The sequence below is a fragment of the Rahnella sp. BIGb0603 genome (genome assembly GCF_024808755.1).
Lineage (GTDB): Bacteria > Pseudomonadota > Gammaproteobacteria > Enterobacterales > Enterobacteriaceae > Rahnella > Rahnella contaminans.
Genome location: NZ_JANUEX010000001.1, coordinates 578575 through 594460, shown reverse-complemented (window position 1 = coordinate 594460; position 15886 = coordinate 578575). Strand labels below are relative to the sequence as shown.

Annotated in this window: 18 protein-coding genes; 12 read left to right on the top strand and 6 right to left on the bottom strand. The window is 51.1% G+C overall.

Annotation, left to right across the window (positions count from 1 at the left end; translation table 11 throughout):
• Nucleotides 1-51: 51 nt before the first annotated feature.
• Entirely contained in the window at nucleotides 52-318 is a 267-nt protein-coding gene (locus M2403_RS02770) for a hypothetical protein (protein WP_152325564.1), read from the bottom strand.
• A 226-nt stretch (nucleotides 319-544) separates the two neighbouring features.
• Between M2403_RS02770 and M2403_RS02765 the strand changes: the two genes are divergently transcribed.
• On the top strand, nucleotides 545-1204 hold the full coding sequence (locus M2403_RS02765; protein ID WP_152325565.1) for a metallophosphoesterase: 660 nt from the start codon (nucleotides 545-547) through the stop codon (nucleotides 1202-1204).
• 84 nt (nucleotides 1205-1288) lie between these two features.
• On the top strand, nucleotides 1289-2053 hold the full coding sequence (gene deoR, locus M2403_RS02760; RefSeq protein ID WP_152325566.1) for a DNA-binding transcriptional repressor DeoR: 765 nt from the start codon (nucleotides 1289-1291) through the stop codon (nucleotides 2051-2053).
• A gap of 5 nt (nucleotides 2054-2058) precedes the next feature.
• On the opposite strand, the gene M2403_RS02755 is transcribed toward deoR, so the two are convergent.
• Nucleotides 2059-2535, bottom strand: coding sequence for a GyrI-like domain-containing protein (locus M2403_RS02755; protein WP_152325567.1), 477 nt, complete (start codon nucleotides 2533-2535; stop codon nucleotides 2059-2061).
• 183 nt (nucleotides 2536-2718) lie between these two features.
• On the opposite strand from M2403_RS02755, the gene M2403_RS02750 reads away from it, so the two are divergent.
• The 3 genes from M2403_RS02750 to M2403_RS02740 all read left to right on the top strand — a co-directional run bounded on the left by M2403_RS02750 (nucleotide 2719) and on the right by M2403_RS02740 (nucleotide 3941).
• The gene (locus M2403_RS02750; RefSeq protein WP_152325568.1) at nucleotides 2719-3225 is read left to right on the top strand and encodes a YlaC family protein; all 507 of its coding nucleotides are present in this window, start codon (nucleotides 2719-2721) and stop codon (nucleotides 3223-3225) included.
• A 128-nt stretch (nucleotides 3226-3353) separates the two neighbouring features.
• A complete protein-coding gene (locus M2403_RS02745; RefSeq protein WP_152325569.1) occupies nucleotides 3354-3629 on the top strand; it encodes a hypothetical protein in 276 nt (91 codons plus the stop codon).
• 48 nt (nucleotides 3630-3677) lie between these two features.
• On the top strand, nucleotides 3678-3941 hold the full coding sequence (locus M2403_RS02740; RefSeq protein ID WP_226790063.1) for a hypothetical protein: 264 nt from the start codon (nucleotides 3678-3680) through the stop codon (nucleotides 3939-3941).
• Nucleotides 3942-4011: 70 nt separating this feature from the next.
• On the opposite strand, the gene M2403_RS02735 is transcribed toward M2403_RS02740, so the two are convergent.
• Nucleotides 4012-4224, bottom strand: coding sequence for a YccJ family protein (locus M2403_RS02735; protein WP_152325570.1), 213 nt, complete (start codon nucleotides 4222-4224; stop codon nucleotides 4012-4014).
• A gap of 212 nt (nucleotides 4225-4436) precedes the next feature.
• On the opposite strand from M2403_RS02735, the gene M2403_RS02730 reads away from it, so the two are divergent.
• The 3 genes from M2403_RS02730 to M2403_RS02720 all read left to right on the top strand — a co-directional run bounded on the left by M2403_RS02730 (nucleotide 4437) and on the right by M2403_RS02720 (nucleotide 5848).
• Nucleotides 4437-4568 (top strand): hypothetical protein, encoded by a 132-nt coding sequence (locus tag M2403_RS02730; protein ID WP_013576285.1) that lies wholly within the window; start codon nucleotides 4437-4439, stop codon nucleotides 4566-4568.
• Between the two features lie 251 nt (nucleotides 4569-4819).
• Complete coding sequence (locus M2403_RS02725) at nucleotides 4820-5161, top strand: DUF2502 domain-containing protein (RefSeq protein ID WP_152325571.1); 342 nt, start codon at nucleotides 4820-4822, stop codon at nucleotides 5159-5161.
• A 426-nt stretch (nucleotides 5162-5587) separates the two neighbouring features.
• The gene (locus M2403_RS02720) at nucleotides 5588-5848 is read left to right on the top strand and encodes a hypothetical protein (RefSeq protein ID WP_165059738.1); all 261 of its coding nucleotides are present in this window, start codon (nucleotides 5588-5590) and stop codon (nucleotides 5846-5848) included.
• A gap of 73 nt (nucleotides 5849-5921) precedes the next feature.
• Here M2403_RS02720 and M2403_RS02715 read toward each other — a convergent pair whose 3' ends face one another.
• Both M2403_RS02715 and M2403_RS02710 read right to left on the bottom strand, forming a co-directional pair.
• Nucleotides 5922-6368 (bottom strand): universal stress protein, encoded by a 447-nt coding sequence (locus M2403_RS02715; protein WP_152325572.1) that lies wholly within the window; start codon nucleotides 6366-6368, stop codon nucleotides 5922-5924.
• Between the two features lie 38 nt (nucleotides 6369-6406).
• Complete coding sequence (locus tag M2403_RS02710; protein ID WP_208950251.1) at nucleotides 6407-7171, bottom strand: IclR family transcriptional regulator; 765 nt, start codon at nucleotides 7169-7171, stop codon at nucleotides 6407-6409.
• A 255-nt stretch (nucleotides 7172-7426) separates the two neighbouring features.
• Here M2403_RS02710 and M2403_RS02705 point away from each other — a divergent pair, with 255 nt between their 5' ends.
• Complete coding sequence (locus M2403_RS02705; protein WP_259228526.1) at nucleotides 7427-9037, top strand: MFS transporter; 1611 nt, start codon at nucleotides 7427-7429, stop codon at nucleotides 9035-9037.
• A gap of 58 nt (nucleotides 9038-9095) precedes the next feature.
• On the top strand, nucleotides 9096-10130 hold the full coding sequence (locus M2403_RS02700; RefSeq protein WP_259228525.1) for an HlyD family secretion protein: 1035 nt from the start codon (nucleotides 9096-9098) through the stop codon (nucleotides 10128-10130).
• Between the two features lie 99 nt (nucleotides 10131-10229).
• On the opposite strand, the gene mdoC is transcribed toward M2403_RS02700, so the two are convergent.
• Entirely contained in the window at nucleotides 10230-11414 is a 1185-nt protein-coding gene (gene mdoC, locus M2403_RS02695; RefSeq protein WP_259228524.1) for a glucans biosynthesis protein MdoC, read from the bottom strand.
• Nucleotides 11415-11743: 329 nt separating this feature from the next.
• On the opposite strand from mdoC, the gene M2403_RS02690 reads away from it, so the two are divergent.
• Both M2403_RS02690 and mdoH read left to right on the top strand, forming a co-directional pair.
• Entirely contained in the window at nucleotides 11744-13279 is a 1536-nt protein-coding gene (locus M2403_RS02690; RefSeq protein ID WP_152325576.1) for a glucan biosynthesis protein G, read from the top strand.
• A complete protein-coding gene (mdoH, locus tag M2403_RS02685; protein WP_152325577.1) occupies nucleotides 13272-15854 on the top strand; it encodes a glucans biosynthesis glucosyltransferase MdoH in 2583 nt (860 codons plus the stop codon). Before M2403_RS02690 ends, mdoH begins: the two co-directional genes overlap by 8 nt.
• Nucleotides 15855-15886 lie beyond the last annotated feature (32 nt).

The following is a 15886-nucleotide window of genomic DNA, read 5'->3' as shown; positions in this document are numbered from 1 at the left end:
GAGTAAGTGCAGAGAAGGGAATTAAAACAGCCCCGAGGGGCGTTTTTAGGGTTAAAATTCACCCGGTGAATCAGTGTTGCTCAGTGCCCTGATAGATAAAGGCAGATGGTAGTTAGGCTGGCTGGTAAAAAACGCCTGCAGGGCAACGCGTTTCTTCCGGTCTATAGAAATTTCTTCCATAGTTTTGCGGAAGATACTGTAACGGCCGCAAGAAGTGCAGGTCACAGTGACAATTTTCGCCGACATATTCACCGACGTTTTATTCGTGCTTTGGCACAACGGACACTCGTCTTGAGCGCTTACAACGGTGGAACTCATAAAACCTCCGGTTTTACTTAGAGCGGGCAGTAGTCTAGCACAAAAAGGCGGCAGTTACTTAACGATAATTTAATTATCAGTGGATTTCAGCGCCAACTACGTGTAAAGAGCGCTCAAACCGCTGACGGGCAGTGAAAATTTTCCTCCCGGCCGCACGCATTCTTTCCTCCTTCTTCTCATACGTTACACTTAAAGAATTCACTGCTTAAATGGATTTCTGTTTCGTATGACGCCTGCTTTGTATCAGCGTATCAATGGCTCGCTTTACCACCGCATTTTTGTCGTGGGGGATCTGCACGGATGTCTCAGCCTGCTCGGGCATGAACTGGCAAAGATAGCGTTCGATCCGCAACGCGATTTACTGTTATCTGTCGGCGATCTCGCCGATCGCGGCCCTGACAGTGTCGGGTGCCTGCGCCTGATCAATGAGCCGTGGTTTTCCTGTGTCCGCGGCAATCACGAACAGATGGCGATTGACGCGATACATGAAGAGAATGTTTCAAGATGGCTGCGTAACGGCGGCGACTGGTTTTACGCACTGGAGGATGAGATTCAGGAGCAGGCAAAAGCGCTGATTTTGCAGGCAGACAAATTGCCACACGTTCTCGAACTCAACACGCGCGAAGGAAAACGCATCGTCATTGCGCATGCGGATTACGTTTCGGACGAATATGTTTTCGGAAAGCCGCTCGACAGTTATGAAACTATCTGGAACCGCGACCGTATTAACTCTGCGCTTGCCGGACGTTACGGGCCGATATCCGGCGCTGATGCTTTCTATTTCGGACATACGCCGGTTGAACCTGCACTGCAATTTGCGAACCTGTTTTATATTGATACCGGCGCGGTCTTTGGTGGTTATCTGACGATACGGCAATTGCAATAATATCAGGCTGCAGGCGGGTTTGCGGTGGTTGCGCGGCAAAGGTATAGTGAGCGGCTGCGAACGGGAAAGGCGTGAGATAACACCATGGAAAATAAGCGTGAAGACAGGATCCAGCGTTTGTTGCTGGCATTAAAAAAGACCGACAAAATTCATCTGAAAGAAGCGTCTTTACTGCTCAATGTTTCCGAAATGACCATACGGCGTGACCTTAACGTGGAGCCTGCGCCGGTTATTTTGCTGGGTGGCTACATTGTCATGGATCCTAAGAATAACCCGGCGACACATTATTTCGTCAGCGAACAGAAAATGCGTCAGGTTGCGGAGAAAAAACGCCTGGCCTCACGCGCAGCGGGGCTGATTCAGACGAACGACACGGTGTTTTTTGATTGCGGCACCACAATGCCTTACGTCATCGAAAGCATTCCCGAAACCCTCGTTTTTACGGCAATCTGCTATTCGCTCAATACCTTTCTCGCATTGCAGGAAAAGCCTCACTGTGAAGTGATTTTGTGTGGCGGCGCGTTCAAATCCAGCAACAGTATTTTTACCCCGTTAGGGCGCAGCAGTGAGCTGGATTATATCCGTCCGTCCAAAGCTTTTATTTCGGCGGCCGGTGTCAGTATTGAACACGGCGTCACTTGCTACAATTTTGATGAGTTGCTGATGAAACATCAGGCGATGGAGCGTTCTGCGCAAAGTATTCTGGTGGCAGACAGCACGAAGTTTGATCAGGTGCGACCGGCGGCAATCGCACCTCTTGCCCGATTCAATGTACTGGTCAGCGACGCTGAGCCACCGCGGGCTTATCTCGATTTTTGCAGTCAGTCTGACATTCCGCTTCTGGTCTGAGCCTTTTAGCGGATAGCGGGAATTTTCTCCACAGACTGATAAAGTACAACTTCCCAGATGCCACTTTTCGAACCATCACTGAGATAGTGTTCGAAACAGGCTTTTCCGTCCGGCCGGTAGTGCGCACTGGTCAGCAACTGAGCATAAAAATCGCGCCAGGCTTTCTCAAAATCACCGTCGGCAATAGTGGTGTGATAGGCCGCATAAGTGCCTCCTGGCAACGTTTGCAGCGACAGACCTTCTGCTTCATCCAGAATAAAATTATCGGCAACGCAAACCGAAGGATCGGCCCGCAAAGCCTCTGCCGGCGTGGTATCAGGGTTATCATGAAACCAGGTCAGCCATTCGGTACGCGGCTGATGATGCCGCGCAACCCATTTGGTCAGTTGCTGAAAGCCGCTGTGGATTGACTGCTGATAAGGGCCGACAACCCGGTAGCTCACCAGCTTTTTGGCCGGTCTTTCTACGATTGATAATGCCACGATGATCTCCTTTTATCTGACATAGATTGGGTGGTTTCCATGTGGGTAAAAACGTCAATGCCAAGCTTATCTATAACAGTTCACCGTTTTACTCACGGTAACTGCTCTACGCGCTATAACAGTTGTCATGATAAAATTATGTAATCAGATTGCATTATAGTCGTGACGCAGTGAGGTTATGAGATGGACGTAATCAAAAACGTATTAAACAGTGAAATTGATCGGATCAATCGTCAGGAAGGCCGTGACGGAAAGGCGCGCATTAATGGAGAGTTCTTCGTGAACCATCCATGGTTATGCCTGGCGATGCTGGTCGGCTATATCGCCGTCGGCGTGGTGATGTATGTTTCACCGTACATGGGCGTGGGCTGGTTTATCGGCTTCACCGCATTTCTGGTGTTTATGTCGGCGATGCTGCTGCTCGAAATCAAACCGGTTTACCGTTACGAAGATATCGGCGTGTTAGATCTTCGCGTTTGCTATAACGGCGAATGGTATTTCAGCCGTGAATTATCCGGTGATGCGGTTAAGCAAATTTTGAGTGCCGGCAGCGTAAGTTCGCACATCAAAAATCGTATTGAATCGATCGTACGCAACAAAGGCTCGATCGACTTTTATGATGTATACGATCTGGCTCGTCTGGAAAATCAGCAGCAAGATCCCACCAGAACAGCACAGTTAGCTCACTGATCGCGCCCTTAAACATGGCTTCTGCCCATGACGTTACCCTGCATGCTCTGATAAAATAGTGGCTGGGTATCATTTTCGTGAATGAATCGTACATGCGAAAAATGATGCCAGCCGTTACAGGAGCGACAGTGGAACGAATCAAACTTACTATTCATCATCTGCACAAAATCATTTCCGGTGAAAAACAGGATGCACAGGCGACTGCGCGCATTTATGCTGGCGATGAACTGTTGCTGACTGAAACAATGACCGGGCAGGCGATGCATTTTGATCGCTTTATCCAAGCCGAAAACGACAATGGCAAACCTTTACGTGTGGAATGGGACAGCGACGGCAGCGCCGCAATGTCGGTTTCCCGCGCTGAAGTGTGCCCTTGCTGCGGTGGCGATGCCCTGCACCATTGAATAAATCCGGGCCTGACCGCATGTTAAGTAAAAGCCGAACAGGGGGGAATGATGAAATTTATCAGTAACGAATTTGAATACCGCCAGTGGATCATGGACGAAATATTCCAGGCAAGCGCGGTAGGCGAAACCTCTGAGTTTGCCGATCAGGAAGTGGAAGATTTTATCTTTGACGCGCGTCCGGTGGCTTATCCCTGCGTCGCAGTGATGATTCAGACGCCCGGTGAGCCTGGCGTATGCGAACCCCGATTCTTTTATAAAGAACAGGTATTTGAGTGGGCACACAAAATGGGCTTTGGTTTTGACAGCTAACGGCGCATCCGGTTAACGCAAAAACCCCGGGAAGGTCCCAGGGTTTCCTGGCGAATGGCCGGGCTACTGATCAGACATTTTTCCTGTCGATTTTCTCTTCACCCCAGAACAAATAGTCGTCCTTGGTTTTTGCGAACGCGATGGGCAAGACTTCATCGCTGCCTTCTTCCCAAATTTTCTGCGCCAGTTTCTCATCATTTTTAGCCAGTTCGAAAATGGCTTCAGCGATTTCATGAGAGGTTTCACGTGTGTTGGCCCAGGCTTTGATGTTTGACGTCGTCATCCGGTTCTCCTCGTATTTTTGCGCAACGGTGTCTCCATGACACCATCATATTCAGGTTAACTATGGTTTCTGCGCGGGGTTAATGCAAATCTGCGAGGCAGGATAGGGCAGAAATTCCATGATTAGTGCCGGTGCAGGGCACAAAAAAACCGGCACCGGGCGGGGACTGTCGTTTATACTGAACGCGATTTTGAACAATTAAGGTGATGAGAATGAGCGACGATATTTTTGATTTTGACATTGATGCTGCACTAGAAACTGCTGAAGTAAAAGCGGCTGAAAAAGCAGCAGAAGTGCCTGAAGCCGTTCAGGACGAAAGCGACTGCGAAGGCTGCAAAATCTGATTTTGCACAACTTAGCAGCAAACAGAAAACCGCTTCGGCGGTTTTTTTGTATCTGTCATCTATTCCTATTCTGGCACTTCTGGCTGAATCTCCTTTACCGACATAGTGTTGCATCGCAGTCTCCCGACATCGCTTCTGACGCAACTGTAAGGATAACGTCAGGACATTTTTTTTGGGATAAATTCCTATAGAACAGGAAGATAGCTGGCGGTACTTTGTCACCACCTGATAAGCAGGTCGTGAGGTTCACAATGAAAAAACTAATTTTTGTTCTCGCCGTTTTGCTCACTTTGCCCGCTATCGCACAGGCAGACGTCGAGGTAGGGCTTAATATGCCGGGGTTGTCACTGCATGTCGGTGACCGAGATAATCGTGGATATTACTGGGACGGTGGTGACTGGCGTCCGCCAGGCTGGTGGGATAACCATTATCGTGATGAAGGCCGCGGGCATTGGGTTTATTACGAACCGGCTCCGCCGCCACCGCCGCGCTACTGGCATCACGAGCACTGGCATGAAGGTCCGCCTCCCGGCTACTGGCGTGATGGTCCTCCGGGGCACTGGCGTGAAGGCCCGCCTCCTGGCCGCTGGTAATCACGTTTTACAGAACGGCTAAGAGTCAGAACACGAAAGAACAGTAACGACAGATTTTGGGAACAGGGCTGGCAGTGGCGATGCAAAGCATCCCCAATGTCAGTTCTGTTCCTTTCGTTTTTAATCATTTTAAAACCTCCGCTGCTGATAATTTCCTGCAAAATTAATCGCATGCTGAATATTTAAAATATAAACCATTCATGAGAATTATATTTTAAACCGATTATTGCAAGGAATAGCAATAAACGCTTATCCCATAAACTTTTCAGAGAAAGTGCTGCTTGCTAAGTGTCACTATTGTGTTAATTTCTTGTTATATGAGATCAGCAATGGAAGGCCTGAACGCAATGCGTGCCTGATATCATATTGAAGTGTTATGGAATTTTTACTCAGGTGCGCTATTTGTCATTTACTGAGATTACCGCTATGCGCCTGATTAAAAACGATTTTGAGTTCCGTCTCTGGATGCTGGATGCCTATTTTTATCAGGATAAGATAGAAGGCGATACGTTGCTGACCGACGAAGAGATGGATGAGTTTTTATTTGAATGCCGTCCGCAGGAATATCCATGTTTAGGAACGGTCACGCCTTCCAAAGAATGTTCGCTGGAATTTGATATTGCCTTTTTCTATCGTGAACACATTACGGAATGGGCAAAATTGATGGGATTGATGAATACGAAATAGTATTGCTTTCCCGACATTAAAAAAGCGCCTTCGGGCGCTTTTTGCATTTTTACTTGTGCGGATGACAGAAGAATCAGTTTCCCCGTACTTCTACCATCACCGGGCAGGGCGATCGCGCGATAACCTCTGCGCTGACCGAACCTTTGATGATGCGGCCAAAAGCTGAAAGCTGCCGGTGGCCCATCACAATGACCGACGCCTGTCTTTTCACGGCTTCTGCCGCCAGCGCTTCTCCGGCGTTACCGACAATGATATTGCCTTTCGCCTGAATCCCTGCTTCTGCGAGCGTTTTCAATGCCTGACCGACCACGGCGCGGGCGGTAGTCTGTTCTTCCTCCGCAGGAGGATATTCGATGATTTCGCCGGGCATATCCCCGTTTTCTTCCAGTGCATAAGACTCATCGATGCAACAGGTGACATAGACCGTTGAGTTATGGCCGGTGGCAAGCTGACGGCTTAGATCCACTACAAATCCCGTTTGTCTGGAGCCATCTACGGCTAACAAAATGACGTCAAACATTTGTATTCCTTATACAGCCTGATTTTTGAGGTTCGGTATTACTTGCCAATTTCGCTGGTCAGCGCTTCTTTGCACTCAAGCAAAGCGGTGCGGATCACGTCCTGTTTAGCCTCAAGGCGCGGAGTGGGAATCAGAACGGAAACTGAATAGCGCCCCAAAATCGTGTCGATGGCAATCGCAATAGTGGATACACCTTCTACCGTTTCGCCCGTTTCAATCGAGTAACCGTTACGGCGAACGTCGGCAACGATATCGAGCAGTGCGCCGAGCGTGCCGACGGTATTTTTCGTCGCCGGCTCCAGCACTTCACCGACAATAATTCGAATTTCCTCATCGGTTTTTAACGCCAGCAGCGCACGGCCTGAGGAAGTGCTGTATATCGGCAAATTCAGGCCCACGCGGGGAACAATGCGTAACTCTTTTTCCGACACAATGCAGTGAATATTGGCAATCTGACGACCGCTGGCGCGGCCAATGGCGACGGTCTCCCCGGTAATTTCGTTCAGATGACGGAGAAACGGTGTGGCAATGGCGATCATGTCGGTGTGTACTGTTGACGCCAGTTTCAGCAACGTCGGCCCGAGCCGGACACCGCCGTTGCCTTCCGAACGCACCAGCCCTTCTTCTGCCAGTGCTGCAACGATGCGCTGAACCGTCGAGCGCGGAAGATCGACATCATTCGCGATGGCTCCCAGGCTCATGCCCTGAGGATGTTTGCCCAGTGCGTTAAGCACCGATGCTGCCCGCGAGATCACTTGGATCCCACCGCTGCGCTCTTCGTCTGCCGGAATATCCTGCGCCATTCTTTTTCCTTCTTCATTATCCGGTGTCATCCGCCAACACCTTGTCTTGCCAATGTAATGGCTGAACCGGTGAAAAACAATTCCTAATCACATTGCAATACACTGTACCGTATTATAGTATTTTGGCGTGTATCACGATGCGGTGCATTGCATCGAAATATGAGTGACATCGCTCACTGAACTGCGCCTTCCCGGCGCAGACCTGCCTTCTCACTATCGGCGCACCATAAAGCGGCGAAGTTAATGAGTACAACTATGAATCAGTCAATTGCACAGGCACCGGCCGCAAGCAGCGCCGGAATGTCCGGACCACCGCCGTTTACCGCGAGGCTGGTCACCGGATTAGCGGGCGTATTGATCGTCGCACTTTGCTCCGGCCTGAACGACCGTGTCACGGATATTGCTTTGGCTGATGTTCGTGGCGCTTTAAGTATCAGTAATGATGCCGGTTCATGGCTGATCGGCTCCTATCAGGCTGCGGAAGTGGCGGCCATGATGATTGCTCCGTGGCTGGCGGTGACGTTTTCGCTGCGCCGCTTCACGCTGTTCGTAACGTTGGGCTTTTTGCTGGTCGCCGCCGTTTTACCGTATTCACCCAACCTGCCGGTGTTTATTACGCTGCGTGCGGTTCAGGGACTGTTTGGCGGGGCGATGCCGCCTTTGCTGATGACGGCGGCGCTGCGCTTTATGCCGCCGCAGTACAAACTTTACGGGCTGAGTGCTTATGCGCTGACCGCTACTTTTGGGCCAAACATCGCGACCTCCATGGCAGCCATCTGGACCGATTATGTCGGCTGGAAGTGGGTGTTCTGGCAGGTTATTCCACCGTGTGTGCTGGGGTATTTGCTGATTGGTTACGGATTGCCACAAGATCCGCAGCGTTTTGAGCGATTTAAACAGATGGATATTGTCGGCATGGTGACGGGATGCAGCGGCATTTCCTTGCTGGTGCTGGTTCTTCAACAGGGCGAACGGCTGGACTGGTTCAACTCGCCGCTGATTACCGTCATGTTTTTCGCCTCGCTGGCGCTGCTAACGATTTTTCTGGTTAACGAATGGCATCACCCGTTGCCGCTGTTCAAATTGCAAATGCTGAAACGCCACAATCTGGCGCACGGTTTAATCACGCTGTTTGCGCTGATGTTCCTGTTTTTATCCGGCTCGGCATTACCGACGAGTTTCATGCAGCAGGTGGGGGGATTTCGTGCGGTGCAGGTCGGGCCGCTGGCGCTGACGATCGGTTTGCCGCAGCTGCTTCTGGCTCCGCTGGTGGCGTTTTTCCTGACTATTCGTTGGGTAGACAGCCGCTGGGTTCTGGCCTGCGGGCTGGGGCTGGTGGGGGTTTCCTGTTACTGGGGAACGCATATCACCAGCGTCTGGGCACGTGATAACTTTTATGTGATTCAGATTATGCAGGCGTTCGGCCAGCCGATGGCGGTGTTGCCCATTTTGCTGGGCGCAACCAGCGTCGTTCAACCGCAGGAAGGCCCTTTTGCCGCAGCGATGTTTAATACCACGCGCGGAATGGGGAGTATTGCGGGAAGTGCCCTTCTGGGCGTGATGGTCAGCGACCGTGAGCAGTTCCATTCTAACGTTTTACTCAATCACATTGGCGGTGTGAATTATCTGCTTTCCCAGCCTTATGGCGGTGGCAGCAGTTTTCTGGCACCGCTGAACACTGACGGTTCTGCGATTTCAACGGAAGTCATTACGCAGTTTTCCACGCTGGTCAGGAAGCAGGCACTGGTTATGAGCCTGGCTGATATTTACATGCTGATTATCGGCCTGGCGCTTGCGCTGATTGTGCTGGCCTCAATCCTGCCCAAACGCTCTTATCCGCCTCAGTCTCTGGTTAAACGCCCCTGAATGAAGCATCACCTGAACGAATGAATTTCACTATAAGAAAGTACGAGAGAAAATCATCATGATAAAAACATCGCCTGTCCGCCTGAGCTGGCTGGTTGCCGCCGTGGTGGTGGTATTACTGATTGTGATTGCCTTCTGGATGTTGTCTTCAGGGAGCGCACCGGAAACCGATGACGCTTTTGTGTCGGCAGACTCTACACTGGTTGCACCGCGGATTTCCGGTACGATTGCTGATGTGTATGTTAAGGATAATCAGAGTGTTAAAGCGGGCGATGTGCTGGCAAAAATTGACGATCGCGATTACCGCAACGCCGTGCTCACCGCGCAGGCCAGCCTCGAAACGGCGAATGCGCAAATGCTCAGCCTGAACGCGCAACTTGCGAAACAGCAGCAGACTATTTTACAGGCGCAGGCCTTGGTGAATGCGGATTCTGCCAGTATTGCGTATGCACGCCAGAGTGCTGACCGTTACCAACGTTTGCTGCAAAATGGCTCCGGCACGGCGGATGCTCGTGATGAATCAGATGCCAGTTTGCGCTCAAAACTGGCTTCCCAGCAAAGTGATATGGCCGCCGTGCAGGCCGCTGAAAAGCAGGTTGACGTACTGAAAGCGGAGCAGGCGCAGGCCAAAGCGGCGATTGATTCTGCTGCCACCGCGCTGGCGCAGGCGAAACTCAATCTTTCCTATACAGAAATCACGGCGCCGGTTGACGGCGTGGTCGGCCAGCGTTCTCTGCGCATCGGCGGCTATGTCAGCGCAGGAACCCGTGTGCTGGCAGTCGTGCCGCTTCACGATGCTTATATTGTGGCGAATTATCTGGAAACGCAGCTGGGTGATGTGCAGCAAAATCAGCCAGTTGATATCAAAATCGACGCATTGCCGGGCGTGACGCTGAAAGGGACAGTGGACAGTATTTCTCCGGCCACGGGTGTCACGTTTTCGCCGATCTCACCGGATAATGCAACCGGTAACTACACCAAAGTGGTGCAGCGTCTGGCGGTGAAGATTGTGCTGGATAAAGATCAGGCCGATGCGAAGCGGCTGAAAGTCGGAATGTCGGTGATCCCGACGATAGATACTGCGTCACGCTGATTTTCGTTTGTCTTTCTTTGCGTCAAAAATCAGCCGCCTGAAAGCAAAAGGGCCATGCTTAACCGCACGGCCCTTTTTGTTTTCGCTTCACCTGAAGCGTCAGGACGCCTGATTCTGCGGTGGCGTGGCGTCCGATGAATCCTTCTTCGCCGGATGCTGCGGTTTACCCGAGAACAGGAATCGCAGAATCGGAATGCGTTTGTGTACTTCGTACAAGATAAACGCAATACCGAATACAAACACCAGACCCAGCCAGAAACCCAGCCAGTCGCTGTGGATCTTCGGCGTGATAAATGCCCCGTAAATCAGCGTTAACGGGTGGTGAATCAGATAGATAAACAGCGACGAGTTCACCAGATAAGTAATCCACGGCGCCTGGAAATTGAGGAGGTAGTGACTGAATGAGAACACCACATTAACCATCAGGATCCCCAACAGGGTGGTGATGATGGCGTCGATTTCCATCGAGTACAGCTGCGGAGTATTCACGTGCTGATTAAACATGTAAGCGGCGAACAGGAAGATACTCACCACGCCGGCAGTTGCTGAAGGCTTCAGGAACAGCTCTTTCAACCAGGAGAATTTATAAGCACACGCGCCGATGATGAAAAATGGCAGATAAAACAATGTCTGCATCACGACGAAATTAAACGCACCGTTGGAAAGTAAATTAGGTGCAAAAAGATACAGCCCGCGGTTAAACGCGGCGTAAATTAAGCCGATAAATAAAAATACAATTGAGAGTTTTCCTAACGTGTTTGTCCGGGTTTTTATTAATTGAATACGACTAGTCTTAATTTCTTTAATAAATTTGAAGAGGTAAAAACAAATACTGGTCAGAATAACTAACGTTAACAGGAACCATAAATGGGACACTAATTCCCAGACGGTAATGTTAATCTTTTGATAGAAATCCATATTTCCCCAGTCTGAGAATTTACTGGTGAATTTCATCAGGAAATAGAGCTGCGGGATTGTAATCAGCGGGAAGGCCGCTACCAGCGGGATGGCAACCCGCTCCAGACGTACCTTGAGCCACTGGTGCGAGTCGTAGCGCTCATACAGCATATAAGAAAAATACCCGGAGATGACAAAGAAAACCTGCATCCGGAAGGCATGGATAATATCATTGAAAATTGTCAGGCCGTGCGAAGGCACCGCACTGTTTACCGCCCAGATATGACTGGAGTAAATCAATGATATATGGAAAGGAATACCCAGCAGCATCAAATATGCGCGGATAGAGTCCAGGAAAAACTCACGTTGTGGTTTTTGTGGTTTCATTACGTATCCGTTGTATGTGGCTCATCCTAATTTTAGAGCGTAGTTTGTATTCGGGCTAATTTCTCAGGTAACCAAAAATGACTGTCGTTGACATTAGTTTAGTTTCTCACCTTAAAACATGCATTGTTATAGGACAAGTTTCCATAGCCGGAGTTTCAACGAATTGATATCCTTGTACCCTGTTGCGCTTAAACGGTTCATCAATGGCTGAACCATCGACTGCTCAAGTTGTCGGAAACCTGACACTTCCCATAAAATAGTTACAGTGAATGATTGAAGCGCGCATAGGAGACAAAGTGTCGGATAAAAATTTTTCCATAGGGTCACGTATGATCAAAGTCCGTTTGCTAAGTGCCGCAGTGTTGATGACCATGTTCACCTCATCTGCCTGGGCTTTTTCTATAGATGATGTTGCCAAACAAGCGAAGGCATTAGCCGATAAAGGTTACGAAGCGCCGAAAAGCAATCTTCCGTCTCAATTCCGCGATCTTAAATTCGCAGATTACCAACAAATTCAGTTCAATCATGACAAAGCGTACTGGAAAAACCTGAATACGCCTTTCAAGCTTGAGTTCTACCATCAGGGGATGTACTTCGACACTCCGGTAAAAATCAACGAAGTGACGGCAGACTCCGTAAAAGAAATCAAATACAGCCCGGACTACTTTAACTTTGGCAACGTCAAACATGACGCTGACTCAGTCAAAAACCTCGGTTTTGCTGGCTTCAAAGTGCTTTATCCGATCAATAAAGCAGACAAAGATGATGAAATTATGAGTGTGCTGGGTGCCAGCTACTTCCGCGTCATCGGTAAAGGCCAGGTTTATGGCTTGTCTGCCCGTGGTCTGGCGATCGACACCGCGCTGGCTTCCGGCGAAGAATTCCCGCGTTTCCGCGAGTTCTGGATTGAACGTCCAAATCCAGACGAAAAACATTTAGTCATTTATGCCTTGCTCGATTCGCCGCGTGCGACCGGTGCTTATCGTCTGGATGTGTATCCGGGCAAAGAAGCGACCGTTGACGTGCAGTCACAAGTTTATCTGCGTGACAAAGTCGGCAAACTGGGTATCGCTCCGCTGACCAGCATGTTCCTGTTTGGCGCGAATCAGCCCTCTCCGGTGATGAACTATCGTCCGGCGCTGCATGATTCCAATGGTCTGTCTATCCATGCCGGTAACGGTGAATGGATCTGGCGTCCGCTGAACAATCCGAAACACCTTGCTGTCAGCCAGTTCTCCATGGAGAACCCGAAAGGCTTCGGTCTGTTGCAACGGGGTCGCAGCTTCTCAAACTTTGAAGATCTCGACGATCGTTACGACCTGCGTCCGAGTGGCTGGGTCGAGACCAAAGGCGACTGGGGTAAAGGTAAAGTTGAGCTGGTGGAAATTCCAACCGCAGACGAAACCAACGACAACATCGTCGCATTCTGGACGCCGGAACAATTGCCGGATGCCGGTAAACCGCTGAGCCTGAACTATCGTCTGCATTTCACCCGTGAAGAAGAAAAATTACATTCTCCTGATCTGGCGTGGGTTGAACGTACCATGCGTTCTACCGGTGATGTGAAACAGTCGAATCTGATCCGTGAACCTGACGGCAGCGTGGCTTTCCTGGTTGATTTTGTCGGCCCAAATCTGAAAGCCCTGAAAAGCGACACTCCGGTGGCGTCTCAGGTCAGCGTGGGTGACAACGGTGAACTGGTTGAAAACACTGTCCGCTATAATCCGGTAACCAAAGGCTGGCGTCTGACGCTGCGCCTGAAAGTGAAAGATCCGAAGAAAGCGATCGAAATGCGCGCTTCTCTGGCTAATGGCGATAAAACACTGAGTGAAACCTGGAGCTATCAGCTGCCTGCAAATGAATAAGTCAACGCACTCTACTCATGATTATGTAGAAGCTTTGCCGCTTACTGATGATCAGAAAGCGGCGCTCACTCAGCAGCTTCCCGCTGAAGATGAGCAGGCTTTTGCTACCGTACATCACCGCTTAGGCGGTGATGTGACAGCCTCTGCTAATGCCCCTGAACCGGATGCACCTTTGCTCTCGGTGAAAGCGCGCGTCGGCGCAAGCTGGCCGGATGCGCTGGCCAACGGTTCTCTGGACGAAGTGGACAACGAAGGGCGTACCATCGCCAGCGCAATGCCGCCTGTGAAGCGTTCAAGTATGTTCCCGGATGTCTGGCGTACCAACCCGGTAGGGCGTTTCTGGGACAATCTGATGGGACGCAGCGCGGCTTCGCGTCATACGGTTGCCGATATGCCGGAGTCAGAAAAGCGCTGGCGTCATGCCGGTTCGGTTCGTCGTTATGTCCTGCTGGTTCTGATGCTGGTTCAGACGGCGATCGCAACCTGGTACATGAAAACCATCCTGCCTTATCAGGGGTGGGCGCTGATCGACCCCGCAGATATGCTGAATCAGGACTGGTTGCAGTCGGTTCTGCAATTGCTGCCGTACGTGTTGCAGACCGGGATTCTGGTGTTGTTTGCAATTCTGTTCTGTTGGGTTTCGGCCGGTTTCTGGACCGCGCTGATGGGCTTTTTACAATTGCTTATCGGGCGCGACAAATACAGCATCACCGCCTCGACTAAGGGCGATGAGCCGCTGAACCCGAATAACCGTACTGCGCTGATCATGCCGATTTGTAACGAAGACGTGGAACGCGTTTTCGCGGGCCTGCGTGCTACTTACGAATCTGTTAAAGCTACCGGTGATTTGGATCAGTTTGATATCTACGTGTTGAGTGACAGTTACGATCCGGATATTTGTGTCGCTGAACAGAAAGCCTGGATGGAAGTATGCCGCGACGTAGACGGTCATGGTCGTATCTTCTATCGCCGTCGCCGTCGCCGTGTGAAGCGTAAAAGCGGAAACATTGATGACTGGTGCCGTCGCTGGGGCGGGGAATATGCCTACATGGTTATCCTCGATGCGGACAGCGTCATGAGCGGCGAATGTCTGACCGGTCTGGCTCGTCTAATGGATGCGAATCCGAACGCCGGTATTATTCAGTCTGCGCCAAAAGCGTCGGGCATGGATACGCTGTATGCGCGTTGCCAGCAGTTTGCGACACGTGTTTACGGCCCGCTGTTTACCGCCGGTCTGCACTTCTGGCAGTTGGGTGAATCTCACTACTGGGGGCACAACGCCATTATCCGCGTGAAACCGTTCATCGAGCACTGTGCGCTTGCACCGTTGCCGGGTGAAGGTTCATTTGCCGGTTCCATCATGTCTCACGACTTTGTGGAAGCTGCGCTGATGCGCCGTGCAGGCTGGGGGGTGTGGATTGCTTACGACCTGCCGGGTAGCTATGAAGAATTACCGCCAAACCTGCTCGACGAGCTGAAACGCGACCGTCGCTGGTGTCACGGTAACCTGATGAACTTCCGCCTGTTCCTGGTCAAAGGCATGCACCCGGTTCACCGTGCGGTCTTCCTGACCGGCGTTATGTCCTACCTTTCTGCGCCGCTGTGGTTTACGTTCCTTGCGTTGTCCACGGCATTACAGGTGGTGCATACGTTGATGGAACCGACGTACTTCCTGCAACCGCGGCAGTTATTCCCGGTATGGCCACAATGGCGTCCTGAGCTGGCAATTGCCCTGTTCTCGACAACAATGGTTCTGTTGTTCCTGCCAAAACTGCTGAGTATCGTCCTGATCTGGGCGAAGGGAGCGAAGCAATTTGGTGGTGCATTCCGTCTGCTGGTTTCCATGTTCCTGGAAATGCTGTTCTCGGTGCTGCTCGCACCGGTGCGTATGTTGTTCCACACCGTTTTCGTGGTCAGCGCATTCCTGGGCTGGGAAGTGGTCTGGAACTCTCCGCAGCGTGATGATGATGACACGCCGTGGGGTGAAGCATTTAAACGCCATGGTTCGCAGCTTCTGCTCGGTGCCGTCTGGGCTGCCGGTATGGCATGGCTGGACTTGCGCTTCCTGTGGTGGCTGGCGCCAATCGTCTTCTCTCTGATCCTGTCACCGATTGTTTCGGTTCTGTCGAGCCGAGCAACGCTGGGGATTAAGAGTAAGAAAGCCAAGCTGTTCCTGATCCCGGAAGAGTACGATCCGCCGCGTGAGCTGGTTGCGACTGAAGAATATCTGGCACTGAACCGTGAACGTAAGCTGCAAAACGGCTTTATGCATGCGGTGTTTGATCCGGGCTTCAACGCACTGGCTACGGCGATGGCAACATCCCGTCATCTGTTGCGTGAAACTGTAGAAAACGGTCGTCGGGCTCGTCTGGAGCAGGCCCTGAAAACCGGGCCAAAAGATTTGGGCAAAGCTGACCGTCTGGTCTTGCTGAGCGACCCGGTGCTGATGGCGCGTTTACACTCCGCGGTGTGGACGCAACCCGATCAGCAGGCGTGGGGAGCTTATTACGACCAGCTTCCGCGTAACGTGCAGGCTTTCCCTGTGACGCAGACTCTGGAAGTTAAATCCGCCTGAGTTAAATAGCGGACGGAAAGGGCAGTATGTGA